General features: G+C 71.8%; 25 protein-coding genes. 13 read left to right on the top strand and 12 right to left on the bottom strand.

Annotation, left to right across the window (positions count from 1 at the left end; genetic code table 11):
- Positions 1–41: 41 nt before the first annotated feature.
- Positions 42–1,034, bottom strand: a complete 993-nt coding sequence (gene rlmB / locus BR85_RS01965) for a 23S rRNA (guanosine(2251)-2'-O)-methyltransferase RlmB (RefSeq protein WP_028495002.1) — start codon at positions 1,032–1,034, stop codon at positions 42–44.
- Complete coding sequence (gene cysS, locus BR85_RS01960; protein WP_028495001.1) at positions 1,027–2,430, bottom strand: cysteine--tRNA ligase; 1,404 nt, start codon at positions 2,428–2,430, stop codon at positions 1,027–1,029. Before cysS ends, rlmB begins: the two co-directional genes overlap by 8 nt.
- Positions 2,431–2,469: 39 nt before the next feature.
- Here cysS and BR85_RS01955 point away from each other — a divergent pair, with 39 nt between their 5' ends.
- Both BR85_RS01955 and BR85_RS01950 read left to right on the top strand, forming a co-directional pair.
- Complete coding sequence (locus BR85_RS01955) at positions 2,470–3,402, top strand: DMT family transporter (RefSeq protein ID WP_028495000.1); 933 nt, start codon at positions 2,470–2,472, stop codon at positions 3,400–3,402.
- Between the two features lie 7 nt (positions 3,403–3,409).
- Positions 3,410–3,889: a GNAT family N-acetyltransferase gene (locus BR85_RS01950; RefSeq protein WP_028494999.1), complete on the top strand. Its 480-nt coding sequence runs from the start codon at positions 3,410–3,412 to the stop codon at positions 3,887–3,889.
- On the opposite strand, the gene ispD is transcribed toward BR85_RS01950, so the two are convergent.
- Both ispD and BR85_RS01940 read right to left on the bottom strand, forming a co-directional pair.
- Entirely contained in the window at positions 3,886–5,094 is a 1,209-nt protein-coding gene (ispD, locus tag BR85_RS01945) for a 2-C-methyl-D-erythritol 4-phosphate cytidylyltransferase (protein WP_028494998.1), read from the bottom strand. The two genes, BR85_RS01950 and ispD, sit on opposite strands and share 4 nt — an antisense overlap.
- Positions 5,095–5,134: 40 nt before the next feature.
- The gene (locus BR85_RS01940) at positions 5,135–5,617 is read right to left on the bottom strand and encodes a CarD family transcriptional regulator (RefSeq protein WP_028494997.1); all 483 of its coding nucleotides are present in this window, start codon (positions 5,615–5,617) and stop codon (positions 5,135–5,137) included.
- A gap of 117 nt (positions 5,618–5,734) precedes the next feature.
- Here BR85_RS01940 and BR85_RS01935 point away from each other — a divergent pair, with 117 nt between their 5' ends.
- Positions 5,735–6,229, top strand: coding sequence for a DNA modification methylase (locus tag BR85_RS01935; RefSeq protein ID WP_231478546.1), 495 nt, complete (start codon positions 5,735–5,737; stop codon positions 6,227–6,229).
- Positions 6,230–6,248: 19 nt separating this feature from the next.
- Here the strand turns inward: BR85_RS01935 and BR85_RS01930 are convergent, their stop codons facing one another.
- Together BR85_RS01930 and BR85_RS01925 are read right to left on the bottom strand one after the other, a co-directional pair.
- Positions 6,249–6,932 (bottom strand): response regulator transcription factor, encoded by a 684-nt coding sequence (locus BR85_RS01930; protein ID WP_036272132.1) that lies wholly within the window; start codon positions 6,930–6,932, stop codon positions 6,249–6,251.
- A complete protein-coding gene (locus tag BR85_RS01925) occupies positions 6,929–8,140 on the bottom strand; it encodes a sensor histidine kinase (RefSeq protein ID WP_036272130.1) in 1,212 nt (403 codons plus the stop codon). The genes BR85_RS01930 and BR85_RS01925 overlap by 4 nt, the downstream gene beginning before the upstream one ends.
- Positions 8,141–8,331: 191 nt before the next feature.
- Here BR85_RS01925 and phoU point away from each other — a divergent pair, with 191 nt between their 5' ends.
- Entirely contained in the window at positions 8,332–9,024 is a 693-nt protein-coding gene (phoU, locus tag BR85_RS01920) for a phosphate signaling complex protein PhoU (RefSeq protein ID WP_028494993.1), read from the top strand.
- A gap of 112 nt (positions 9,025–9,136) precedes the next feature.
- Here phoU and BR85_RS01915 read toward each other — a convergent pair whose 3' ends face one another.
- Positions 9,137–9,886, bottom strand: coding sequence for a phosphoglyceromutase (locus tag BR85_RS01915; RefSeq protein WP_028494992.1), 750 nt, complete (start codon positions 9,884–9,886; stop codon positions 9,137–9,139).
- A gap of 40 nt (positions 9,887–9,926) precedes the next feature.
- Between BR85_RS01915 and BR85_RS01910 the strand changes: the two genes are divergently transcribed.
- Positions 9,927–10,778, top strand: coding sequence for a class I SAM-dependent methyltransferase (locus tag BR85_RS01910; RefSeq protein WP_028494991.1), 852 nt, complete (start codon positions 9,927–9,929; stop codon positions 10,776–10,778).
- 18 nt (positions 10,779–10,796) lie between these two features.
- Here the strand turns inward: BR85_RS01910 and BR85_RS01905 are convergent, their stop codons facing one another.
- From BR85_RS01905 to BR85_RS01885, 4 genes are all read right to left on the bottom strand, one after another.
- Positions 10,797–11,900, bottom strand: a complete 1,104-nt coding sequence (locus BR85_RS01905; protein ID WP_231478545.1) for an FUSC family protein — start codon at positions 11,898–11,900, stop codon at positions 10,797–10,799.
- A gap of 2 nt (positions 11,901–11,902) precedes the next feature.
- Positions 11,903–12,982, bottom strand: coding sequence for a CAF17-like 4Fe-4S cluster assembly/insertion protein YgfZ (gene ygfZ, locus BR85_RS01900; protein ID WP_028494989.1), 1,080 nt, complete (start codon positions 12,980–12,982; stop codon positions 11,903–11,905).
- Positions 12,982–13,587, bottom strand: coding sequence for a heme-binding beta-barrel domain-containing protein (locus BR85_RS01895; protein ID WP_028494988.1), 606 nt, complete (start codon positions 13,585–13,587; stop codon positions 12,982–12,984). Before BR85_RS01895 ends, ygfZ begins: the two co-directional genes overlap by 1 nt.
- A 154-nt stretch (positions 13,588–13,741) precedes the next feature.
- Positions 13,742–14,032, bottom strand: a complete 291-nt coding sequence (locus BR85_RS01885) for a hypothetical protein (RefSeq protein WP_028494986.1) — start codon at positions 14,030–14,032, stop codon at positions 13,742–13,744.
- A 119-nt stretch (positions 14,033–14,151) separates the two neighbouring features.
- Here BR85_RS01885 and BR85_RS01880 point away from each other — a divergent pair, with 119 nt between their 5' ends.
- The 8 genes from BR85_RS01880 (at position 14,152) to BR85_RS01845 (ending at position 23,230) form a co-directional block, all read left to right on the top strand.
- Positions 14,152–14,850: a winged helix-turn-helix domain-containing protein gene (locus BR85_RS01880; RefSeq protein ID WP_028494985.1), complete on the top strand. Its 699-nt coding sequence runs from the start codon at positions 14,152–14,154 to the stop codon at positions 14,848–14,850.
- Positions 14,851–14,905: 55 nt separating this feature from the next.
- Complete coding sequence (locus tag BR85_RS01875) at positions 14,906–17,071, top strand: RNA degradosome polyphosphate kinase (RefSeq protein ID WP_028494984.1); 2,166 nt, start codon at positions 14,906–14,908, stop codon at positions 17,069–17,071.
- Positions 17,068–18,006, top strand: a complete 939-nt coding sequence (locus BR85_RS01870; RefSeq protein ID WP_028494983.1) for an NUDIX hydrolase — start codon at positions 17,068–17,070, stop codon at positions 18,004–18,006. Before BR85_RS01875 ends, BR85_RS01870 begins: the two co-directional genes overlap by 4 nt.
- Before the next feature lie 141 nt (positions 18,007–18,147).
- Positions 18,148–19,251, top strand: a complete 1,104-nt coding sequence (locus BR85_RS01865; protein WP_028494982.1) for a phosphate ABC transporter substrate-binding protein PstS — start codon at positions 18,148–18,150, stop codon at positions 19,249–19,251.
- A 59-nt stretch (positions 19,252–19,310) separates the two neighbouring features.
- The gene (pstC, locus tag BR85_RS01860; RefSeq protein WP_028494981.1) at positions 19,311–20,261 is read left to right on the top strand and encodes a phosphate ABC transporter permease subunit PstC; all 951 of its coding nucleotides are present in this window, start codon (positions 19,311–19,313) and stop codon (positions 20,259–20,261) included.
- A gap of 1 nt (position 20,262) precedes the next feature.
- Positions 20,263–21,363 carry a phosphate ABC transporter permease PstA gene (gene pstA, locus BR85_RS01855; RefSeq protein WP_028494980.1) on the top strand — a complete coding sequence of 367 codons (1,101 nt, stop codon included), beginning with the start codon at positions 20,263–20,265 and terminating at the stop codon, positions 21,361–21,363.
- A 23-nt stretch (positions 21,364–21,386) separates the two neighbouring features.
- Positions 21,387–22,166, top strand: a complete 780-nt coding sequence (pstB, locus tag BR85_RS01850) for a phosphate ABC transporter ATP-binding protein PstB (RefSeq protein ID WP_028494979.1) — start codon at positions 21,387–21,389, stop codon at positions 22,164–22,166.
- A gap of 236 nt (positions 22,167–22,402) precedes the next feature.
- Positions 22,403–23,230, top strand: coding sequence for a type IV toxin-antitoxin system AbiEi family antitoxin domain-containing protein (locus BR85_RS01845; RefSeq protein WP_028494978.1), 828 nt, complete (start codon positions 22,403–22,405; stop codon positions 23,228–23,230).
- A 156-nt stretch (positions 23,231–23,386) separates the two neighbouring features.
- On the opposite strand, the gene BR85_RS01840 is transcribed toward BR85_RS01845, so the two are convergent.
- Positions 23,387–24,271: an aminodeoxychorismate lyase gene (locus BR85_RS01840; protein ID WP_028494977.1), complete on the bottom strand. Its 885-nt coding sequence runs from the start codon at positions 24,269–24,271 to the stop codon at positions 23,387–23,389.
- Positions 24,272–24,367 lie beyond the last annotated feature (96 nt).

Here is a 24,367-nt window from a genome sequence, read left to right as displayed (position 1 = left end):
AGAACAAGCCGCCCGACGGCGGCGCTATTCCCGCGAATCGATCACTCGGTCCCGGCGCGGAGCGTGGCGACCTGGTAGAGCGCGACGGATGCCGCGATGCCGGCGTTGAGCGACTCCGTCGCCGCCGAGATCGGGATCGACACGATCTGGTCGCACGTCTCGGTCACGAGGCGCGAGAGACCCTTGCCCTCCGAGCCCACGACGATCAGCACCGGGCGGTCGGCGAGCTCGAGCTGCGGAAGCGCCACGTCTCCCCCGCCGTCCAAGCCCAGGACGAAGACGCCCTGCTTCTTGAACTCCTTGAGCGTCGTGGTGAGGTTCGGCGCGATCGCGACCGGGATGCGGGCCGCGGCGCCCGCGCTCGTCTTCCACGCCGCCGAGTTCACGCCCGCCGAGCGACGCTGCGGGATGATGAGGCCCTGCCCGCCGAACGCGGCGGTGGAGCGGATGATCGCGCCCAGGTTCCGCGGGTCGGTCACGCCGTCGAGGGCGACGAGGAGGGGCAGCTCGCCCCGGTCGATGATCTTCTCCAGGAGGTCCTGCGGGTGCGCGTACTCGTAGGGCGGCACCTTGAGGGCGACGCCCTGGTGCACGCCGTCGAACCCGGCCATGCGGTCGAGCTCGGGACGGGTGACCTCCATGACGGGGATGCCGCGGTGCGTCGCGATCGAGAGCATCTCCTTGACGCGGTCATCCATCTCCACGCGCTGCGCGATGTAGAGCGCCGTCGCGGGGATCTTGGCGCGCAGCGCCTCGAGCACGGAGTTGCGCCCGGTGACGTTCTCGGTGTCGTCGCCGGCTTTGGCCTTGGGGGCGCGCGAGCCGCCGGGCTTCTGCCCGGGCTTGCCCTTGCCGCCCGCGGCGGCGAAGCGCTCGGCGGCGGCCTTGCGCTTGCCGGCGGGGTGCCACGCGCGGTCTTCGGCCTTGGGGGTCGGCCCGCGTCCTTCCAGCGAGCGCTTGTTCTTGCCGCCGGTGCCCTTGGGCGGGCCCTTCTTCTTGCCCTTGCCGGCGGAGGGGTTACCTGGCTTAGCCATTGCTCAAACTCCAATGGGTCCCGTCGGGACCGTCTTCGAGGGCGATGCCGGCCGCCGCGATCGCGTCGCGGATGCGGTCGGCGGCCGCCCAGTCTCTGTTCGCGCGCGCGTCGGCGCGCTGGGTGATCATCGTCTGCACGAGGGTGTCCAGCGCCGCGGCCTCGCCGCTGTCGCTCCCCCCGCGCCAGAACGGGTCTTCGGGGTTGAGCCCGAGAAGTCCGGTCATCCGCCCGACCTGCACGGCGGCTGCGGCGGCCGCGGCACGGTCGCCGGCATCCAGGGCGGCGTTGCCCGCGCGGACGCGCTCGTGGACGAGTGCGAGGGCCTGCGGCACGCCGAGGTCGTCGTCCATGACGGCGGTGAACTCGTCCGGCAGGTCGGCGACGGTGAGCCAGCTGTCCGCGCCGAGCGTGCGGGCGGCGCGCTGCTGGAAGGTGCGGATGCGGTCGAGCGCCGCCTCCGCCTCATCGAAGGTGCCGGGTCCGATGTCGAGGCTCGACCGGTAGTGCGCGGCGGCCAGGGCGTAGCGGACGACGAGCGGGTCGCGCCCGCGCAGCACGTCATCGGCGAGCAGGAAGTTGCCGAGCGACTTCGACATCTTCTGGTCACCGACGGTGACGAGGCCGTTGTGCACCCAGTACCGGGCGAACGCGTCGCCAGCCGCGGTGGACTGCGCGAGCTCGTTCTCGTGGTGCGGGAAGCGCAGGTCCAGGCCCCCGCCGTGGATGTCGAACTCCGCGCCGAGGTAACGCCTGCTCATCGCCGAGCACTCGATGTGCCAGCCCGGTCGCCCGCGCCCCCAAGGGGACTCCCACGCCGCATCGGCCGGTTCGGCGGGCTTGGCGCCCTTCCAGAGGGCGAAGTCGTGCGGGTCGCGCTTGCCGCGCGGGTCGGCGTCTGCGGCGGCCTCCATGGCATCCACACCCTGCCGGGTGAGCTCCCCGTAGGCGGGCCACGACCGCACGTCGAAGTAGACGTCCCCGGCGGCGGCATAGGCGTGCCCGCGCTCGATGAGGACGGCGATGAGCTCGAGCATCTGCGGGATCGACGCGGTGGCGCGCGGCTCGTAGGTGGGCGGGCGGATGCCGACGGCCGCATACGCACGGGTGAACTCGAGCTCCATGCGGTAGGCGAGCGCCCACCACGGCTCGGTCTCGCTCGCACCGGCGAGCACCTTGTCATCGATGTCGGTGACGTTGCGGACGAAGGTGACGCGGCCGAAGCGATGCTCGAGCCAGCGGCGCAGCATGTCGAAGCTGAGGGCCGCCCGCACGTGCCCGATGTGCGGGCCGGACTGGACCGTCGGGCCGCACACGTACATCGTGACGTTGCCGGGGTCGGCGGGCGCGAAGTCGCGCAGCGCCTGCGCCTTGGTGTCATAGAGCCGGACCGTCACCGCACCAGCCTACCGGCGGGGTCACGATAGAACTGTAGGGTGATCTCCGTCCTCGCCGTCCTCGTCGCGGCTCTGCTGTTCGGCACGACGGGAACGGCGCAGGCGCTCGGCCCGGAGGACACCACCCCGCTGGCGGTCGGCGTCATGCGACTCGTCATCGGCGGCACGGTGCTCGCCGGCGTCTCGGCGCTCCTCGCCCGCCGACACGCCCGCACCCGGATCACGCCGGCTCCGCGCGCCGGGACGCGGGCGGTGCTGCTCATGTCGGCGACCGCCGTGTGCCTGGCCGTCTACCAGCCGCTCTTCTTCCTGGGGACGGCGCGCAACGGGGTCGCCGTCGGCACCGTCGTTGCCCTGGGGTCTGCCCCCGTCCTCGCCGGGGTCCTCGAGTGGCTGCTCACGCGCCGGCGCCCGAGCGGGATCTGGCTCGGCGCGACCGCCCTCGCGACGATCGGCGTCGTGCTGCTGGGCTTCGGCGGGCAGGAGCACTCCGCCGGCTCCGCGGGCACCGACGCACTCGGGCTCCTCGGCTCGATCGGCGCGGGGGCCTCGTTCGCCGTCATCGCGGTGTCGCAGCGGCGCCTGCTGGATGGCGGATGGGATCCGTTCACCGTCGTCGGCGCGATGGGGGCAGGCTCCGCTGTGATCGCCCTGGCCGCGCTCCCGTTCGTCGACGTCTCGTGGGTCGCCGAGCCGCGCGGCGCCCTCATGGCGGCGTGGCTCGGGATCGCGACGATCGTCGTCGCGTACGGCCTCTTCACGTGGGGTCTCGGCGGGCTGACCGCCGCGACCGCCGCGACCCTCACCCTCGGCGAGCCGCTCACCGCGAGCGTGCTCGGCCTCGTCGCGCTCGGCGAGCGGCTCGCGCCGCTCGCGATCGCGGGTCTCATCGTGCTGGCCGCGGGACTCGTGCTGCTGGCCGCGGGGTCCCGCGCCCCGCGCGACCTCGCCCCGTTCGCCGTCGAAGGATAGGAGACCCATGACGCTGCAGGTCCGCGAGGACGACCTCACCGGCGCCGCGACGCAGGCGCTCGTCGCCGTGCATCTCGCGGGCGTGCACGCGGACTCCCCGGAGGACAGCTGCCACGCCCTCGGCCTCGACGCCCTGCGCGACCCGTCCATCACATTCCTGTCGGCGTGGGAGGGCGACGACCTCGCCGGCATCGGGGCGCTCAAGGACCTCGGCGGGGGCCGCGGGGAGCTCAAGGCGATGCGGGTCGACGACCGATTCCGCGGCACGGGCGTCGGGCGCGCGCTGCTGCGGGCGCTGATCGGGGTGGCGCGGGAGCGCGGCATGACGAGCCTGTGGCTGGAGACCGGGACGATGCCGTCGTTCACGCCCGCACGGCGTCTCTACGAGAGCGCGGGTTTCGTGGAGTGTCCGCCGTTCGGCGACTACCGCCTCGACCCGTACTCGGTGTTCCTCACCCTCGATCTGGCGGCGCCGGACGAAGGCTAGGCGGGCACCAGGAGGGCGACGGCGAATGCCGCGACGCCCTCCCCTGCGCCGGTGAACCCCAGGCCGTCGGTGGTCGTCGCCGACACCGACACAGGCGCGCCGAGCGCCGCCGACAGTGCCGCCTCGGCCTCGGCGCGGCGGGCGGCGAACCGCGGCCGGTTGGCCTGCACCTGCACCGACACGTTGCCGATGGCCCAGCCCGCCTCGCCCAGCAGCGCCCGCATCCGGACGAGGAACGTGCCGGCGTGCGCGCCGGCGTACTCGGGATGTGCCGTGCCGAAATGGGTGCCGATGTCGCCGAGCCCCGCCGCCGCGAGCAGGGCGTCCACGATCGCGTGGGCGACGGCGTCCCCGTCGGAATGCCCGTGCAGGGCCGTCTCCCCCGGCCATTCCAGGCCGGCGAGCCACAGGGTCCCGTCCCCGCCGAACGCGTGCACGTCGGTGCCGACGCCGACGCGGGGCAGGCCGGGCCGGGGGTCGATCCCGACTTCGGCCGGCGCGACGGCCGGGACTGCCGAGCCGACGAGGCCGCGCGCGCGGTCGAGGTCGGCGGGCGTCGTGATCTTGAACGACAGCTCGTCGCCCGGGACGGTGAAGACGGGGAAACCCGCGGCCTGCACGAGCGCCGCGTCGTCGGTGTGCTCGGCCGATGCGACCCGGTACGCGGTCTCGAGGATGTCGCGCCGGAATCCCTGCGGCGTCTGCGCGGCCGCGAGGGCCGCCCGATCCACGGCCGCCGTCACGGCGGGGCCGTCCACGCGCTTGAGCGTGTCGACGACCGGAAGCGCCGGGATGACGGCATCCCGCCCCGCCGCCACCGCCGCGACGACGCGCTCGAAGACGGCCGGCGGCGTGAGCGCGCGGGCGGCGTCGTGCACGAGCACGATCTCGACGTCCGGCCAGACGGCCTTCAGCCCGGCGGCCACCGACGCCTGCCGCGTCTGCCCGCCGGGGACGACGACGGCGAGGTCGCGCAGGTCTCCGGCGGCTTCATGCGCGTCCGTCAGGGCATCGCCCAGCCGGTCGGCCGGTGCCACCACGATCACCTGGGCGGGCGGACCCGCGAAGACACCGCGCAGCGCGTGCCGCAGGATGCTGTGCGCGTCGAGCCCGACGAACGCCTTGGGTGCGCCGGCGTCGAGCCGCTGCCCGGAGCCTGCCGCGACGACGATGACGGCCACCCGGGGAACGGGAACGATGCTCATGGATCCGAGCGTACCGACCCGTCCGGGGAGACCGACGGGGTCAGGAGGCGAGGACCTCGTCGAGCACGCCGCCGGCGTGGTCTTCGTCGGCCTTGAGGGCGAGGGCGATCTCGGAGACGAGGATCTGCCGCGCCTTCGCGAGCATGCGCTTCTCACCGGCCGAGAGGCCGCGGTCCTGATCGCGGCGCCACAGGTCGCGGACGACCTCGCTCACCTTGATGACATCGCCGGACGCCAGCTTCTCCAGGTTCGCCTTGTAGCGGCGGGACCAGTTCGTGGGCTCCTCCGTGAAGGGAGCGCGGAGCACGTCGAAGACGCGCTCGAGGCCGTCCTTGCCGATGACATCGCGGACACCCACGAGATCGACGTTGTCCGCCGGGACCTCGATGATCAGATCGCCCTGGGTGACGTTGAGCTTCAGATACTTCTTCGTCTCACCCTTGATGATGCGGTCCTTGACCTCGATGATGGTCGCAGCGCCATGGTGCGGATAGACGACCGTCTCGCCAACCTCAAAAAGCATGTAGTTATGTCCTTTCGGCAACCTCTAGTTTACCACAGCCCGGGATGCGCTAAGGTTCTCCCCCGCCTCCAACACCCGCGCCGCGATGCGGCATGGCGTACCCATACAATGTGAGGGATGCCGCTCGCTTCATCTGGAGGAACCGTGAACTCGCGTCTTGCCGCGTCCCTCGTCCTGGGAATCGCCGTCGCCCTGGGTGCGACCGGCTGCGCCATGGTCTCCCCGCAGGCGACGACCATCCCCTACTCGCCCTCGGACGGCGTGAACGTGCCCGACTCGGGCCCCCTGAAGGTGCGCAACGCGCTCATCGTCACCGACGAGTCCGGCACGACGGGGAACCTCATCGCCGCGATCGTCAACGACACCGACAGTGCCGAGACGCTGAGCCTCGGCATCGACGGCGAGACGCAGACGGTCCGCGTGCCGGCCCGCAGCGTCGTGAGCCTCGGCGGCGACGACGAGGACCCCCTCCTGCTGGAGGGCCTGAACACGTCGGCCGGCGAGACGCTCGCCGTCACGTTCCAGTCCGGCACCGGCACCGGTGTCGAGGCGGAGGTCCCGGTCCTCGACGGGGAACTCGCCTACCTCGAGGACTTCGTCCCCGAGTCCTGAGCGCGCGTCCCGCGCGGCGTCACGCCTCGAAGCGGTAGCCGAGCCCGCGCACCGTCAGCAGCATGACCGGCTCGCTGGGGTTCTCCTCGATCCGCGAGCGGATGCGCTTGATGTGCACGTCGAGCGTCTTGGTGTCGCCGAAGTAGTCGGTGCCCCACACCCGGTCGATGAGCTGACCGCGGGTCAGGACACGACCGGCGTTGCGCACGAGCACCTCGAGCAGCTCGAATTCCTTCAGCGGCATGGCGATCTCCCGCCCGTCGACGGCGACCGTGTGGCGGTCGATGTCGATCGTGACCCGGCCTCCCTCCAGCACCCGCTCGGAGACGTCGGTGTCGGCGGTGTCCGCGCGGCGCAGCACCGCCCGCATCCGGGCGAGCAGCTCGCGGGACGAGTAGGGCTTCGTGACGTAGTCGTCGGCGCCGAGCTCCAGACCCACGACGATGTCGACCTCGGAGTCCTTGGCCGTCAGCATGATGATGGGCGTGGTGGAGGTCGAGCGGATGACGCGGCACACCTCCGTCCCCGGCATCCCGGGCAGCATGAGGTCGAGCAGGACGATGTCGGCGCCGCGGGTGGCGAACGCGTCGAGGGCCGACGGCCCATCCTCCGCGATGTCGACCTCGAACCCCTCACGCCGCAGCAGGTAGGCGAGCGGCTCGGCGAGGTCGGGCTCGTCCTCGACGATCAGGACGCGGGTCATGGCTGGTCTCCCTTCACGAGCTCGGCGGACGTGCCGGCTCGCTTCTTGCTCTTCCTGGGCTTCTTCGACTTCTTGTGCGCCGTCACCGCGCCGGCCGGTTCGACGGCCGTGAGGCGGATGGTGAACGTGGAGCCGCGGCCGGGCCGCGACCAGAGCAGCACCTCCCCGCCATGGCGCTGCACGGCGTGCTTGACGATGGACAGGCCGAGGCCGGTGCCGCCGGTGCGGCGCGAGCGCGCCTGGTCGGCACGGTAGAACCGCTCGAACACGCGTTCCTGCTCGGCCTCCGGGATGCCGATCCCGCGGTCGGTGACCGCGATCTCCACATGGTCGTCGGCGCGCTTGACCCCGACGCCGACCTGCCCGCCCGCCGGCGAGTAGGCGATGGCGTTCGCGATGAGGTTGCCGACGGCTTCGATGAGGATCTGCACGTCGCCGCGGACGTAGAGTCCCCGGTCGCCGCCGCGGACCACGGTGATGCCGGCGGAATCGGCGGCGACGGCCTGCGACTCGAGCGCCGCCGTCACGACCTCGTCGATGGAGACATCGCGGAGCTCGGTGAGGTCTTCCGCGGACTGCAGCCGGGAGAGGTTCATGATGCGGGAGGTCAGCTGGCCGAGCCGCGTGGCCTCGGCGGTGAGCCGGCCGGCGAAGTAGCGGACCTGCTCGGGGTCGTCCGAGGCCGACTCGATGGCCTCCGCGAGGAGCGTCACCGCCCCCACGGGGGTCTTCAGCTCATGGCTCGTGTTGGCGACGAAGTCGCGCCGCATCTCCTCGAGGCGCTCGCGCTCGGTGATGTCGCGGAGGACCAGAAGGGTCAGTCGCGGCGTGATGGGCGTCGCCCGCGCGACGACGGAGCGGGGTTCTGCGCCGCGGCGGAGCCGCAGGGTCTCGACCTGCGCGTGTCCCGTCGAGCGCGCGCGGCGCAGCAGTGCGCGCAGCTCGTCGCCGGAGAGGTTCGAGCCCTCCGCCATCCCGAACATCTCCGCGGGGGCGGATGCCGCGACGATGAGCAGCGACGTGTCGACGACGATCGCGGTCTCATCCATCCCCTGCAGCACGTCGCGGGCGCCGTTCGGGATCTCCAGCGACGTCTCCACCCGCGCGCGCTCCCGTGCGCGGAGGGCGAGCAGCACGACCGCGGTGACGACGACGCCGATGAGCACACCCATGCCCAGGGCGAGCAGCGCCAGCGGCAGGGGGTCCATAGCTCTCAGCGTAGGGTGGTCGGACGCCGGCTCGACGACCGATTCGGCGCCGGGGCGGGATTCACCGCCGACTGTTCACGGATGCGGCACCGTTCGTTAACCTTCGCGGGAGAGGATCGCGGAGTCGCGGGCGCGGCCTCCTGCCGTGCTTGCGATGCCCGCCGCAGGCGGAGAGAGAGAAGGATGCTGTGATGCGCGGAGTGTTCCACCAGTCCCTCGAGGACGTCCAGGGACGGCTCGTCGAGATCGCCGACCTCGTGACGGTCGCCATCGAGAAGGCGACGCGCGCGTTCGCGACGAGCGACGTCTCGCTCGCCGAGGACGTCATCGAACAGGACCGCGTCATCGACGAGAAGGCGATCGCGCTCGACGAGCTCGCGATCGAGATCCTGGCGCGCCAGCAGCCCGTCGCGCGGGACCTCCGCATCGTGGTGGCCGCCCTCCGGGTGAGCGCGTCGCTCGAGCGGATGGGCGACATCGCCGAGCACATCGCGCAGCTCACGCGCATGCGCTTCCCCGAGCGCGCGATCCCGAAGGGCCTGAAGAACACCTTCACGAAGATGGGCCTCCTCGACGTCGAGGTCGCCCGCACGCTCGCCGAGCTGCTCCGCACCGAGAACCTGGCCCTCGTCGACGTGCTGCGCACCAGCGAGGACCGCCTCGACGACCTGCACCTGTCGGTCTTCGAGAAGGTGCTGAGCGACAACTGGCAGGGCGAGGCGGCGGCCACGGTCGACGCGACCCTGGCGAGCCGCTACCTGGAGCGCTTCGGCGACCATGCGGTCTCGGTCGCCAAGAAGGTCGCCTACCTCGCGACCGGCGACTGGACGCCGGACACCGACACCATCTCGGTCATCGTGGGCCAGCCGTCCCGCGACGCCTGACGCCGCCCCGCGGCATCCGCACCCGTCTCGCGCTGCCGAAAACGGCACGCGCTGCGGAACATCCAGCAGCGCGTGCCGTTTTCGACCGCGGCAGCGAGCGAGTCGCCGCGTGCTACTTCTTGCCCTGCGCGGCCACGGCGGCAGCGCCGGCGGCGGCGGCCTCGGGGTCGAGGTACTCGGCGGGCTCGAGGGGCATGAAGTCCTCGCCCAGGCGGTACACCAGCGGGATGCCGGTGGGGATGTTGAGCTCCGCGATGTCGGCGTCGCTGATGCCGTCCAGGTGCTTCACGAGTCCGCGCAGCGAGTTGCCGTGCGCCGTGACGAGCACGGTCTTGCCGGCCTTGAGGTCGGGGATGATCTCACCCTCCCAGTACGGCAGCAGACGGTCGATGACGAGCTTGAGCGACTCGGTGCGGGGCACGTCGCCGTCGATGTCCGCGTAGCGCGGGTCGTTCACCTGGCTGTACTGGTCGTCGTCGGCGAGGTCCGGCGGCGGCACGTCGAACGAGCGGCGCCACAGCATGAACTGCTCGTTGCCGTACTCCTCGAGGGTCTGCGCCTTGTCCTTGCCCTGCAGCGCGCCGTAGTGGCGCTCGTTGAGGCGCCACGACCGCTTCACGGGGATCCACAGCCGGTCGGCCGCGTCCAGCGCGATGTCCGCGGTCTGGATCGCGCGGCTCAGCAGCGAGGTATGCAGGATGTCGGGCAGGATGCCGGCTTCGGCGAGCAGCTCGCCGCCGCGCTGGGCCTCGGCCTTGCCCTGGTCGGTGAGGCGGACATCCACCCATCCGGTGAACTGGTTGGACTTGTTCCACTCGCTCTGCCCGTGGCGGAGGAGGATCAGCGTGTACGGCGCGGTCATGCCGCCATCCTATCGGCGGGGACGCTGGCATCATGGGGGGATGGCGCCGGGGAAAGTCCCTGCGGGCGTGGTCGGTCAGATCACCCGCGGGACGACGAACACGAACCGCCTGCGGCGCGTGGACCGATGGATCGCGCGTCATCCCGCGCTGCGCCGCACGACGGACCCCCTCGTCGTCGACCTCGGCTACGGCGCGAGCGGAGTAACCGCGTTCGAGCTCGAGGCGCGCCTGCGCCCGGTCCGCCCGGACGTCGAGGTGCGGGGCCTGGAGATCGACCCCGCCCGGGTGGCGCGGGCGGACGCCCAGCTGGCCGAGGTGCGCGCCGGCCGCACCCCGTTCGCGGCGGACGCACGTGTGTCGTTCGCGCGGGGCGGGTTCGAGGTCCCGCTTCCGGACGGGCGCCGGCCGGCCGTCATCCGCGCCTTCAACGTGCTGCGCCAGTACGACGAGCGCGAGGTCGCGGACGCGTGGCAGCGGATGGCCGGCCGGCTGGCGCCGGACGGCGTCCTCGTGGAGGGCACGTGCGACGAGCTCGGCCGTATCAGCACGTGGGTCGAGGTCGGCGCCGACGCCGTCCCCCGCACCCTGACGATCTCGCTGCGCCTCACCGATCTGGCGTCGCCGCTGATCGCTGCCGAGCGGCTGCCGAAGGCGCTCATCCACCGGAACGTCCCGGGCGAGCGGGTGCACGCGTTCCTCGCGGCCCTCGATACGGAGTGGGTGCGGGCCGCGCCGGCGTCCGCGTTCGGCCCCCGGCAGCGCTGGGCGGCGGCGCTGAGCGGCCTGGCCGCGAACGGCTGGCCGGTGGGCGGGCGGCCCAGCGGCGGCCGGTCACGCTGGCGGCTCGGTGAGGTCACCGTGCCGTGGGCGTCGGTCGCGCCCCGGGCCTGACCCGAGATCACGCCGCGGCTACATCCGCGGGAGCGCGGCGCGCGCCTCCTCCGGCGGCAGTCCCGTCGCCGTGAGCAGGTCGACCGCGAGCGGGCGCAGGGCGCCGATGAAGTTCTGGTCGAGCACGGCGCCGGGCCCCGCGAGCACGGCCGGGTCGAGGCGTGTCGCGACGGCGCGCAGCGCCTCGCGCGCGACGGGCTCGAACGAGATGTCGTCGAGGGACTGCGCGATGAGATCGGCGCCCCGTCGCAGCTCACCCACGAGCTCGGCCGCGACCGCGCGTGCGGCGCCGTCGTCGCAGAGGTAGACGACCCGCCGGCCGATGACGCGGAGGTTGCGGGTGGCGAGGTCCATGGCATCCCGGATGCGCGCCTGCCGCTGCATCTCGAAGCGCTGCCGGCGCAGGAACGGGGAGATGCGCGCGATCGCCGCGCCGGATTCCAGGGCCGTCCGCCAGTCGTCGACGGTGCCCTGCAGGGCGCGCGCCTTCGCCAGCCCGCGCTCCGCGCGCCGCCGGTCGCCCTGGCGGAGCGCGTCGACGAGGGTTGCGGCCGCGCCGTCGAAGGCGGCGAACAGCGCCCGGCCGTCCCGGGTCACGGCGCGCAGGGGGCTCCGCGGCACGAGCGCCGTCACGAGCAGGGCCGTGACACCGCCGACGAGCCCGTCGAGGAGGCGCAGGAAGGGCACATTCGCGGGGATCACGATCACGATGAGGCTCTGGATCGCCGCCGCGATCGCGAAGCTCGCCTGCGGGGAGAGGAATCGCGCGACGACGAGCGTCGCGCTGAGCGTGATGGCCAGCTGCCACCACCCGACACCGGCGAACAGCACGATGAGCTCGGCGACGAGGATGCCGACGATCATGCCGATCACGGTCTCCAGCACCCGCGCGGGGCGGGCATCGCGCACGAGCCCGAGGCTCGACACCGTCACGACGCCGGCCAGCAGGGGGGCGGGGTGCCCGAGGACGTAGTGCGCGAACGCGAACGCGGCGGTCGCCGCGACGACGATCTGCAGGATCGCCGGCAGGGACTCCCGCACGCGCGAGGCGCTGCGCCGCAGGTCGACGCGCGCGGCGAGGCCGGTCCGGATCGGGGCCGTCGCCGGGGCCGGGTCCGCCACCGTCAGCGCCGGCGGGACAGTCGCGGCAGGCGCGGGATGGAGGCCGTCCGCCCGGCGTCCGGCGGGACGATGAGCTCCTGCGCGGCGGCGACGACGCCGTCCGCGGTCTGCACGGTCAGCGGCGCGTCGACGGGCGTCGTGCGCTTGACGAGGGCGAGCGCGATCGGGCCCTCCTCGTAGTGCCGCGCGGCGGAGGTGACGACCCCCACGACCTCGTCGCCGGCGTGCACGGTCGCGCCCGGCCCGGGCAGCTGCGCATCGCTGCCGTCGAGCTGCAACGCGATGAGCCGGCGCGGGGGGTGGCCGAGGTTGTGCACCTTCGCGACCGTCTCCTGGCCGCGATAGCAGCCCTTCTCCAGGTGCACGGCGGTGCGGAGCCAGTCCACCTCGTGCGGGAGCGTCCGACCGTCGGCCTCGCGGGAGACCCGTGGACGCCAGGCGGCGATGCGGAGGGCGTCGACCGCGAGGCGGCCGGCGACGGCGCGCTCGCCGTGCGCGGCGGCCGCCGCGAGGTCGGCGTAGGCCTCAACGGGCACGACGGCCTCACTCCAGTCGCGCTCCGCGCCGGGGTGCGGCTCGGCGGGCGCGTACGCCCACCCCCCGGCCGAGACGACGGGCCACGGGTCGTGCCAGACGGCGACCGCCGGAAGGTCCGCGACCGCCGCCGCCGTGCCGCCGACGACGCGGAACCCGGTGGAGGCGTCCTGCGGGTCGACGCGGAGACGGAACCGCATCCGGACGAGCCATGTCCGCAGCCCCTCGGCATCCGCCTTGTCGACGATGAGCCAGGTGCGTTCGCCGTCATCCACGACGGATGCGGCGTGCTCGACGTGCCCGTGCGGGTCGAGGACGAGAAGTTCGGTGCTCTCCCCCGGCGCGAGGCGCGCGAGCGACTGCGACGTCAGCGAGTCGAGCCAGGTGAGCCGGTCTTCGCCGGCGACCGTCAGCACGGTGCGGTCGCCCAGGGGGGCGACGGCGATGCCGCGGGCGAGGTCGCGCTGCTCGCGCATCGGGTCGCCGGCGTGCACGAGCCCGTCGTCGTCGACGACGGCGCCCGGGACCTGCGCGAACGCGTCGCTCATCAGTCGGCCCGCGCGAGACGTGCGGAGGCGTGCGAGGAGAGTTCGCCGCCGAGCGCGGCGACGTCCCACGCCCACAGGAGGTGACCGTCGACGTAGCCGTAGAGGCGGGTCGCGGCGGTGTACGCCTTCGCCCCGGCAGGCCGGACGACGGCGTCGGTCGCCATGTCGATGCGGGGCCCGGCGACGCGGCCGAGGTACAGCTCGCTGATCCCGTCGGAGTGCACGAGGGCGACCTCGATCTCGAAGGCGCCGTCGGCCGTGCGCAGCGCCTCGACGTCGTCCGCCGTGCGGGCCGGGGTCGCGGGGGCCACGGGCGGCAGCAGCGCCGGCCCGGGGTCGGCGTCGGTCGCGGGCCGCGCGAGACGCCAGTAGCCGCTCTCCGCCACGAGCGGGATACGGGCGCCGTCCTCGCCGCGCAGCCACGCGTTCGCGGTGTAGTTCAGGTGACCCTGGCCGTCGTGGCTGAAGCTCACACGCTGCGCGAACTCGCCGGCGAAGGCCTGCCCGCCCGCCTGGTAGTCGATGACGCCCGTGCCCTCCCAGACTCCGAGGAGCCAGGACAGCGGAACGATGTCCGCCGGGAGATCGGTGGGCAGGTCGATCACGACGTCAGCGCTGGCCGCGGTAGAGGTTCTTGATCACGACGCCGGAGACGAACACGATCGCGAGCGACGCGAGTCCGAGCAGCCCGACGAAGAAGAGTTCGAGTGCGACGAGGTCCATGGCCCCTACTCTACGCCGACGGGAGCCGCCGCCGGATCAGCCGGAGAACAGCGTGGCGAGGCCGAACCCGACCCCGATGAGTCCCATCACGAGCAGCGACCCGAGGATGCTGGCGGCGACCCGCTCGATGAAGCCCTGAGACCGCCCGAACCACAGGTGCACGACGAAGGACACGATGACGCACGCGCCGAGCCCCACCGCCATCCAGGCGGCCCGCCACTCCGGCGGCGCGATCAGACCGACCGCGAGCGCGACGACCGCGGCGAACACCCACGCGACGACGACGCCGACGAACGTGCGGCGCGGTGCGAGATCGGTGACGGTCATGCCTCCATTGTGACGCACCCGGCCGGGGTTCGCCCCGTCGTCACGGGACGATCGACCTACGCCGGACGCTCTAGGATGATGGCACGGTCGGTCATCCGCACCGGGAAGGACCTCACCTCTTGGCTCAGCTTCTCGTCCTGAGTTCCGCGCACGGCGGCGGCCCCGTTCTGCCCGCGCTGGAGCTGCTGAGCCACCGCGCGCGCCAGATCCCCGCCGAGCCGGCGCAGCTCGTGAACGCGCCCAGCGCCGATGTCATCTTCGTCGATGCGCGGATGGACCTCGTCGGCGCGAAATCGCTGTGCAAGATCCTCAACACCACGGGCCTGGACGCCCCGCTCATCCTCGTCGTCACGGAGGGCGGCCTCACGGCCGTGTCCACCGATTGGGGCATCGACGACGTCATCCTCTTCTCCGCCGGCCCTGCCGAGGTCGACGCCCGCATCCGTCTCGCGGTGGGGCGGGTCAGCAAGGAGCAGGTCTCCACCCGTATCCAGACCTCCGGCATCTCGATCGACGAGTCGTCCTACTCCGCGAAGGTGCACGGCAAGCCGCTCGACCTCACCTACAAGGAGTTCCAGCTCCTGCACTTCTTCGCGACGCACCCCTCGCGCGTCTTCACCCGCGAGCAGCTGCTGAGCGAGGTGTGGGGCTACGACTACTTCGGCGGTACCCGCACCGTCGATGTGCACGTGCGTCGCCTGCGCGCGAAGCTCGGCGACCTCGAGCAGCTCATCGGCACCGTCCGCAACGTCGGATACCGCTTCAACGTCTACGAGGACGACCAGCTCCCCACCCCCCGCGAGTCCTCCCCGGCCTGAGCCGCGCGCGCGATCCGTTCACACGGCGGTCACCCCGGCCTGCAAGGATGAGGGGATGATCGACACCGAGGTTCTCGACTCCGGTCTGGGCGACGCCGACGACGACGACTTCGACACGGCGGAGGCGTACGACTCGCTGCTGCCGGACGGCCGGTACACCGACCGCGAGGTGAGTTGGCTCGCGTTCAACCAGCGCGTCCTGGAGTTGGCGGAGGATCCGTCCCTCCCCGTGCTCGAACGCGCGAACTTCCTGGCCATCTTCGCCAGCAACCTCGACGAGTTCTTCATGGTCCGGGTCGCCGGACTGAAGCGCCGCATCGTGACGGGCCTGGCCGTGCCGACCAACGTCGGGCGCTCCCCGCAGGATGTGCTCGCCGACATCTCCGCCGACGCGCACGCGCTGCAGCTGCGGCACGCGCGCGCGTGGGCCGAGCTCGTGCGACCCGAGCTCGCGGACGCGGGCATCGAACTGGTGTCGTGGCTCGACCTCGACGAGAACGAGCGCGCGGCGCTGTACGAGTACTTCCAGTCGCAGGTCTTCCCCGTCCTCATGCCGCTCGCCGTCGACCCGGCGCACCCGTTCCCCTACATCTCGGGGCTGTCGCTGAACCTCGCGATCCGCATCCGCAACGCCAAGACGGGCCGGCAGGAGTTCGCCCGCCTGAAGGTGCCACCCATGCTGCCGCGGTTCGTCGCCGTGCCCGGCGGCCCCGGCCGCTCGCGCTACCTGGCGCTGGAGGCGCTCATCTCGGAGAACCTGCGGGACCTCTTCCCGGGGATGGAGATCCTGGAGCACCACACGTTCCGCCTCACCCGCAACGAGGACGTCGTCATCGAAGAGGACGAGACGGAGAACCTCATCCAGGCGCTCGAGGCCGAGCTCCTGCGCCGACGCTTCGGCCCGCCGATCCGCCTCGAGATCACCGAGGACATGGATGACGTCACGCTCGACCTGCTGCTGAGCGAGCTCGACATCACGGCGCAGGAGGTCTACCGCCTGCCCTCCCCCCTCGACCTGCGGGGCCTGTTCGACCTCGGCCGCATCGACCGGCCCGAGCTGCGCTACCCGGCGCACGTCCCGACGACCGCGACGGCGTTCCAGCCGGCCGAGCAGAACGGGCGACCCGACGTGTTCGCCGCCATCCGTGCGGGCGACGTGCTCGTGCACCACCCCTACGAGTCCTTCACCACGAGCGTCGTGGCGTTCCTGGAGCAGGCGGCGCGCGATCCGCACGTGCTCGCCATCAAGCAGACGCTGTACCGCACCTCCGGCGACAGCCCGATCGTCGAGGCGCTCATCGACGCCGCGGAGAACGGCAAGCAGGTGCTCGCGCTCGTCGAGGTGAAGGCGCGATTCGACGAAGCCGCCAACATCGTGTGGGCGCGCAAGCTCGAGAAGGCGGGCGTGCACGTCGTGTACGGGCTGGTCGGCCTGAAGACGCACTGCAAGCTGCTGCACGTCATCCGCGAGGAAGACGGGATGCTGCGCAGCTACAGTCACATCGGCACGGGCAACTACAACCCCAAGACGAGCCGGATGTACGAGGACTTCGGGCTGTTCACCGCCGATGAGCAGGTGGGTCGCGACCTCACCCGCCTGTTCAACGAGCTGTCCGGCTACGCGATCGAGAAGAAGTTCAAGCGGCTCCTCGTCGCGCCGCTGCACCTGCGGAAGGGGCTCCTCCGGCAGATCGACCGCGAGCGCCGCAACGCCTTGGCCGGCAAGCCCGCGCACATCCGCATCAAGGTCAACTCGATGGTCGATGAGCAGATCATCGATTCGCTCTACCGCGCGAGCCAGGCCGGCGTGCGCGTGGACGTGTGGGTTCGGGGCATCTGCTCCCTGCGCACCGACCTCCCCGGCGTGAGCGACTCCATCACGGTCCGCTCGATCCTCGGCCGCTACCTCGAGCACTCCCGCATCTTCGCCTTCCACAACAACGGCGACCCGCAGGTGTTCATCGGCAGCGCCGACATGATGCACCGGAACCTCGACCGCCGCGTCGAGGCGCTCGTGCGGGTCGTGGCCCCCGCCCACGTCAAGGAGCTCATCGAGCTGTTCGACACGGCGATGGCCGACACGACGAGCTCCTGGCACCTGGGCGCGGACGGCGTCTGGACGCGGCACAGCGTGGGCGAGGACGGCAAGCCGCTCGTCGACCTGCAGGAGCTGACGATGTCCCAGATCCAGCGCCGCCGCCGGGCGCGCTCGGCCCGATGACCGATATGGCCGTCTACGCCGCGGGCGGGGTCGTCTGGCGTCTCGTCGAGGGCAAGCTGATGGTGCTCGTCATCCACCGCACCGCCTATGCCGACGTGACCCTCCCCAAGGGCAAGGTCGACCCCGGTGAGACGCTCGCCGAGACCGCCGCGCGCGAGATTTTCGAAGAGACCGGCATCGCCGTCTCCCTCGGCATCCCCGTGGGCGTCTCCCGGTACCGGATGCCGAACAAGCGGCAGAAGATCGTGCACTACTGGGCCGCGGAGGCCACCGACGACGCCATCCGCGCCTCGGCGTTCGTGCCGAACAAGGAGATCGCGGCCCTCGAATGGGTCACGCCGAAGAAGGCGCTCAGCCACCTCAGCTACCCCGTCGACGTGGAGATCCTGGAGCAGTTCCTGACGTTCGTCGGCGACGGCATCCTGTCGACCTTCCCCATCGTCGTGCTCCGGCACGCGAAGGCGACACCGCGGGAGGCCTGGGACGGCGCGGATGCCGCGCGCCCCCTCACGGCACGCGGCACCAAGCAGGCGCAGGCGATCGTCGGGCCGCTCCGCGCGTTCGGGGTCCGCAAGCTCATCTCCAGCGACGCCGTGCGGTGCGTCACGACCGTCACCCCGCTCGCCGCCGCGCTCGGCCGCACGATCGACCGCACGCCGCTGCTGAGCCAGGACGCGTGGGAGGAGGGCGCCTCGGACGCGCGCGCAGTCGTCGGCAAGCGGGTGCGCAGCCGCAAGCCGGCCGTGCTCTGCTCGCACGGTCCCGTGCTGCCGGAGATCCTCGCGGAGCTGGCCCTCGCGACCGGGACCCTGCGCGGGTCGTACCTGGGCAGCGCGTCGGCGCTGGACCCCGGCTCGTTCTCCGTCGTTCACCTGTCGGCCACCAACCCGGGGTCGGGGATCGTCTCGATTGAGACGCACGTCCCGAAGGTGTGAGCCGGGGCGTGCCGCGCGCCAGGGTGTCCCGATCCGTTCACCTGTCGTTCACCCGGAGAGCGCACTCTGGTCAGAGACGGTGAATACCGTCGGGACGGGCCCTGCACCAGGGCACAACCTGACAACCCGAAGGATCACACAGTGAAGCTTTCCCGCATCGCCCAGCTGGGCGCTGTCGCCGCCATCGCGGCCCTCACGCTCACCGCCTGCGCTTCCAACGAGCAGACCCCCGGCGCCACCGCCCCGGAGGAGACCACGTCCGCGCTGACCGGTCAGCTCGTCGGACAGGGCGCGTCGTCGCAGCAGGTCGCCGTGCAGTCCTGGACCGCCATGTTCCTCGACGCCAACCCCGACGCCCAGGTCGACTACGACCCGGCCGGCTCCGGCACGGGCCGCGAGTCGTTCCAGCAGGGCGCCGTGAACTTCGCCGGCTCCGACCGCGCGTTCAAGATCGACGAGATCTCGGCCGGGGGCTTCGGTGCGTGCGCCGACGGCTCCGGCATCGTCGAGATCCCCGCCTACATCTCCCCCATCGCCGTCATCTTCAACGTCCCGGGCGTCGACGCGCTCGACCTGGACGCCGCCACGGTCGCCGGGATCTTCGCCGGCACCATCACCAACTGGAACGACCCGGCCATCGCCGCCACCAACGACGGCGTGGAGCTGCCCGACCTCGCGATCAACCCCGTGCACCGCTCGGACAAGTCCGGCACGACCGGCAACTTCACCGACTACCTCGCCGCGAACGCGCCCGACGTCTGGACGTGGGACAGCGTCGAGGAGTGGCCCGCCGGTGTCGTCGGCGAAGCCGCCGAGAAGACCTCGGGCGTCGTCAACGCCGTCAAGGCCGGCGAGGGCTCGGTCGGCTACGCCGACTCGTCGCAGGCCGGCGGCATCTCGTCCGTCAACATCAAGGTCGGCGACGAGTTCGTCGGCCACTCCGCCGAGGGCGCTGCGGCGACCCTCGACGCCTCCGCCATCGAGGAGGGCCGCTCCGAGGGCGACCTCGCCTTCGAGATCGACCGCACGACGACCGAGGCCGGCGCGTACCCCCTCCTCCTCGTCAGCTACCTCATCGGCTGCGAGCAGTACGAGGACGCCGATGTCGCGGCGCTGACGAAGGCGTTCTTCACGACCGCCGTCAGCGAGGAGGGCCAGCAGTCCGCCGCCGAGAACGCCGGCAGCGCCCCGATCTCCGACGACCTGCGCACGCAGTCGCTCGCCGCGATCGAGCTGATCAAGTAATCCCCTGCGGCCCCTCGGCGCACGCCGAGGGGCCGCACCCCGTCGACAAGAGAGCAGCGATGACAGCCCCCACCGCCGAAGCACCCGCGCGGGCCGTGGCGAAGAAGCGCGCCGGAGACATCTGGTTCTCCGGCACGGCGCTGTTCGCCGGGTCGATGATCGTGGTGACGCTCGCCGCCGTCGCCATCTTCCTCATCGTCCAGTCGCTGCCCGCCTTCAGCGCGACGAGCGAGACCGCCTCGCTGCTCAAGGCGGACTTCTGGTCCTACGTCCTGCCGCTGCTGTTCGGCACGATCTGGGCGGCCTTCCTCGCCCTCCTCGTCGCCGTGCCGCTGTCGATCGGCATCGCCCTGTTCATCACGCACTACGCCCCGCGGCGGCTCGCACAGACCCTCGGGTACATCGTCGACCTGCTGGCGGCGGTGCCGTCGGTGGTGTTCGGCCTCTGGGGCATCCTCGTCTTCGCGCCGGCCCTCGTCCCCACCTACTCGTGGCTGAACGAGTACCTCGGCTGGATCCCGTTCTTCTCCGGCCAGGTGCTCAACAGCGGCCGGACGATCCTCACCGCCGCACTCGTCCTCGCCGTCATGGTCGTCCCGATCATCACCGCCATCTGCCGCGAGATCTTCCTGCAGACGCCGCGGCTGCACGAGGAGGCGGCGCTCGCGCTCGGCGCGACCCGCTGGGAGATGATCCGGATGGCGGTGCTGCCGTTCGGCCGCTCCGGCATCGTCTCGGCCTCCATGCTCGGCCTCGGCCGCGCGCTCGGCGAGACGATGGCCGTCGCCATGGTGCTCTCGGCCACGAACGTCGTCAGCCTGCAGCTGCTCACCTCGCAGAACCCGTCCACGATCGCCGCCAACATCGCGCTGACGTTCCCCGAGGCGTACAAGCTCAACATCAACGTCCTCATCGCGACGGGCCTCATCCTCTTCATCGTCACCTTCGCGGTCAACGCCGTGGCCCGCTGGATCGTGGGCCGGCGCAAGGAATTCTCGGGGGCCAACTGACATGACCACGATCGCCCCCACCCCGACCCCGGTGCGCACCGGTTCCGCGCACACGAGCCTCACGAGCGGCCGCCTGCCGCGGTGGGCTCCGTGGGCGCTGCTCGTGCTCGCCCTCGCCGTCTCGGCCGCCGTGTTCCTCCTCGTCAGCGCCGCGGCGGGCACCGAGTTCCCGATCGCCGGCTGGCTCGTGGTCGGCGCCGTTCTCTACCTCGCGCTCATCTACGTGCTGTCGCGCATCGTCGAGGGGGCCCGGCGCGCGTTCGACCGCTTCGTGACGGGCATCGTCTCGTGCGCGTTCGCGATCGCCATGGTCCCGCTCGTCTCCGTCGCCGTCACGGTGATCGGCCGCGGCCTCGCTCGCTTCGACGGCACCTTCTTCTCCTCCTCGATGCGCGGCATCCTGGGAGAGGGCGGCGGCGCCCTGCACGCCATCACGGGCACGCTCCTCATCACCGGCGCCGCCGCGCTCATCTCGATCCCGATCGGCCTGATGACGGCGATCTACCTCATCGAGTACGGCCAGAACTCGCGCCTCGGCCGGGCCATCACCTTCCTCGTCGACGTCATGACCGGCATCCCCTCGATCGTCGCGGGCCTGTTCGCGTACGCCGTGTTCGCCCTCATCTTCGGCCCCGGCGTCCGCATGGGCATCGCCGGCGCCATCGCCCTCGCGGTGCTGATGATCCCCGTCGTCGTGCGCTCCAGCGAGGAGATGCTGCGGCTCGTGCCGAACGAGCTGCGTGAAGCCGCCTACGCGCTCGGGGTGCCGAAGTGGCTCACGATCGTCAAGGTCGTGCTCCCCACCTCGATCGCCGGCATCACGACCGGCATCATGCTCGCCATCGCCCGCGTCATCGGGGAGACCGCGCCACTGCTCATCACGGCCGGCTTCACCGACTCGATGAACTACGACCTCGGCGACGGGCGCATGCAGACCCTCCCCGTCTACATCTACTCCCAGTACGCCTACCAGGGCATCCCGCCGGAGGCGTACGTCGACCGCGCCTGGGCGGCCGCCCTCACCCTCATCCTCATCGTCATGGCCCTGAACCTCGTCGCGCGCGTCGTCGCGAAGGTGTTCGCGCCCAAGACCGGCCGCTGACCCGGCCTGATCGGAAGCAACTCGTGTCCAAGAGCATCGAAGTCAACGACCTCAACGTCTACTACGGCGACTTCCTCGCCGTCGAAGGCGTCGGCCTGGAGATCCAGCCGCGGAGCGTCACCGCGTTCATCGGCCCCTCCGGCTGCGGCAAGTCCACGTTCCTGCGCACCCTCAACCGCATGCACGAAGTCATCCCCGGCGCACGCGTCGAGGGCGAGGTGCTGCTCGACGGCGACGACCTGTACGGCCCCGGGGTCGACCCCGTGCTCGTGCGCCGCCAGATCGGCATGGTCTTCCAGCGTCCGAACCCGTTCCCGACGATGTCGATCCGCGAGAACGTGCTGGCGGGCGTCAAGCTCAACAACCGCCGCATCTCCAAGTCGGATGCCGACGCACTCGTGGAGCGCTCGCTCGTCGGCGCCAACCTGTGGAACGAGGTCAAGGACCGCCTCGACAAGCCCGGCTCGGGCCTCTCCGGCGGCCAGCAGCAGCGCCTCTGCATCGCCCGCGCGATCGCCGTCTCCCCCGACGTCCTGCTCATGGACGAGCCCTGCTCGGCTCTCGACCCGATCTCGACGTACGCGATCGAGGAGCTCATCGGGGAGCTGAAGAAGGACTACACGATCGTCATCGTCACCCACAACATGCAGCAGGCCTCGCGGGTGAGCGACCGGACGGCGTTCTTCAACATCGCCGGGACCGGCAAGCCCGGCAAGCTCATCGAGTACGACGACACCGCGACGATGTTCACGACGCCGTCCGTGCAGGCCACCGAGGACTACGTGTCGGGGCGCTTCGGGTAAGCACTGGGGTATCGGGGTTCGCGCCTACCGGCGGAGATCGTGCCGGGGTGCCGGGGATATGGCATCCGTTCGGCCCTGGCGAGCACGAAACCCGCCGCTGCGTCGTGGCCGGGCAGCGAATCCGCCGGGGGTCGTTCGGGGCGCCGGCTCCTCCCCCGACGAGCGTGACATGAATGTGTCCACCGGATGCCGGTGAGCGCGGTGGCCGGCGGCCCCACGGCGGCAGGGTGTCGGGCATGTGCACGAGCGAGCGGCCGATCGTCGCGACCCGGGAACTGCGCGAGCGCGGGGTCACGCGGTCCGGGATCACGCGGGCTCTCCGCGCGGGCCAGCTCGTCCGGGTGCGGCGCGGCGTCTACGCGATGCTCGACGCCTGTCCGCTCCCGGTGATCGCGGCGGCGCACGGCGGCGCGCTGGCCTGCGTCACGGCCGCACGGCACCTCGGCCTGTGGGTCCTCGAAGACGACGCGCGGGCGCACGTGTGGATGGGTCCGGCTGGCCACCGCAGGCATGACGACGGATGCGGATGTGTCGAGCACTGGGATGACGGCCCGCCGCGCGACGCGTTCGGGGCGCCGTCGATCCCCCGCATCCTTCGCCAGATGCTCGGATGCCTCGGCGTCGAGGCCTTCTTCGTGGCGCTGGAATCGGCGCGGCGGCAGCGACGCATCACCCGAGATGGGCTTGAGTGGCTCCGGGCGAACACGAATGCCGTCGGGCGGAAGGCGATCGCGGTCTCGCGAGCCGACGCCGACAGCGGCCTGGAATCCCTGCTGCGCTGGCGGCTCCGCGTCCACCGCCTGCGAATTCGCACGCAGGTGACGATCGTCGGCGTCGGGCGGGTGGATGTGCTCATCGGCGAGCGGCTCATCGTCGAGACCGACGGCGCTGCCAACCATGACCGACCGACCGAACGCCACCGAGACCTCGTCCGGGATGCCGACGCCGCCGCCCTCGGGTACCGGACGCTGCGGTTCGACTATGCCCTCGTCGTGCACGACTGGGCGCGGGTCGAGGCGGCGATCGTCGGGGCGATCGTCGCCGGCCACCACCTGGCGGCCTGAACCCCGTGCCGGATGCCGCACCGCGTCGGCATGCCGGTCGGTCGGTGCGTGGGCCGGAACCCAACGGCGGAGATCATGCGTGCAACGCCGTGCGTCGGCATCCATCCGCCCGCGACCGATACGGAATCCGCCGTTGGGACGGCGGCGCGTCAAGCGTCAGTCCCGCGGACTCCGCAGATACGCGTTCATGGATGCCGTGAACGCGGCGTCGTGCGGCAGCTCCTGCCCGTCGACGGCGACGATCGGCGCCGCGAGACGGACGCTCGAGACGAGCCAGGCGGCATCCGCGGTCACCAGGTCGGCGGCGGGGATCGTCTCGTAGGCGGTCGCGAATCCCTGCAGCGCGAGGTGCTCGAACAGGCTGAGCTGCGTCGTGCCGTGCAGGATGCCGCCGTTCGGCGCCGGCGTGACGAACGTGTCGCCGCGACGGAGGATCAGCGACGCGGTCGGCGCCTCCAGCACGAACCCGTCGCTGGAGACGAACACGGCGTCGTCCGCTCCGCGCCGCTTCGCCTCGCGGATCGCGGCCATGTTCACCGCGTACGAGAGCGTCTTCGCGCCGAGCAGCAGCCACGGTGCGCGGGCCGGCACGCCGATGTCGTACCCGCGGTCGAGGGTCACCACACGGATGCCGGTGGTGCGCGCCGCGGTGAAATCCCCCGCCGTCGCGGCGGTGACCCAGGCCGTCGGGGCGGGCCCGTGCTCGACCCCGCGGCTGAGGATGAGCTTGATGACGGCCTCGCCGTCGCCGCAGCGCGCCGCGGCCCGCGCGATCGCCTCCCGCCACTGGGCGATGTGCGGCTCGGGCAGGTCGCACAAGTGCGCGGAGTGCGCGAGGCGCTCCAGGTGCGCCTCCACCTCCTGCGCGTGCCCGTCTACGACGCCGATCGACTCGAAGATGCCGTCGCCGCGCTGTGTGCTCAGCTCGCCGACGGTGAGCGCGGGGGCCGAGGGATCCACCTCCGTGAACGTCGTCGAGAAGTCGGTGCGGTCGTCATCGGATGCCGCGGGATCGATCATGAGGGCGAAGCGCCAGGCCATGCCCCGAGCCTAGCCGCCGGGAATACCCGCTCCGCGGTCTCGGTTACACTGGATCGGCCGGGCCGCAGTAACCCCGGGCTCCATCTTCTGCCGCTG

Source organism: Microbacterium sp. UNCCL10 (assembly GCF_000746195.1).
Taxonomy (GTDB): domain Bacteria; phylum Actinomycetota; class Actinomycetes; order Actinomycetales; family Microbacteriaceae; genus Microbacterium; species Microbacterium saccharophilum.
The sequence above is the reverse complement of the archived record's forward strand: the minus strand, read 5'-3'. Positions and strand labels throughout refer to the sequence as shown.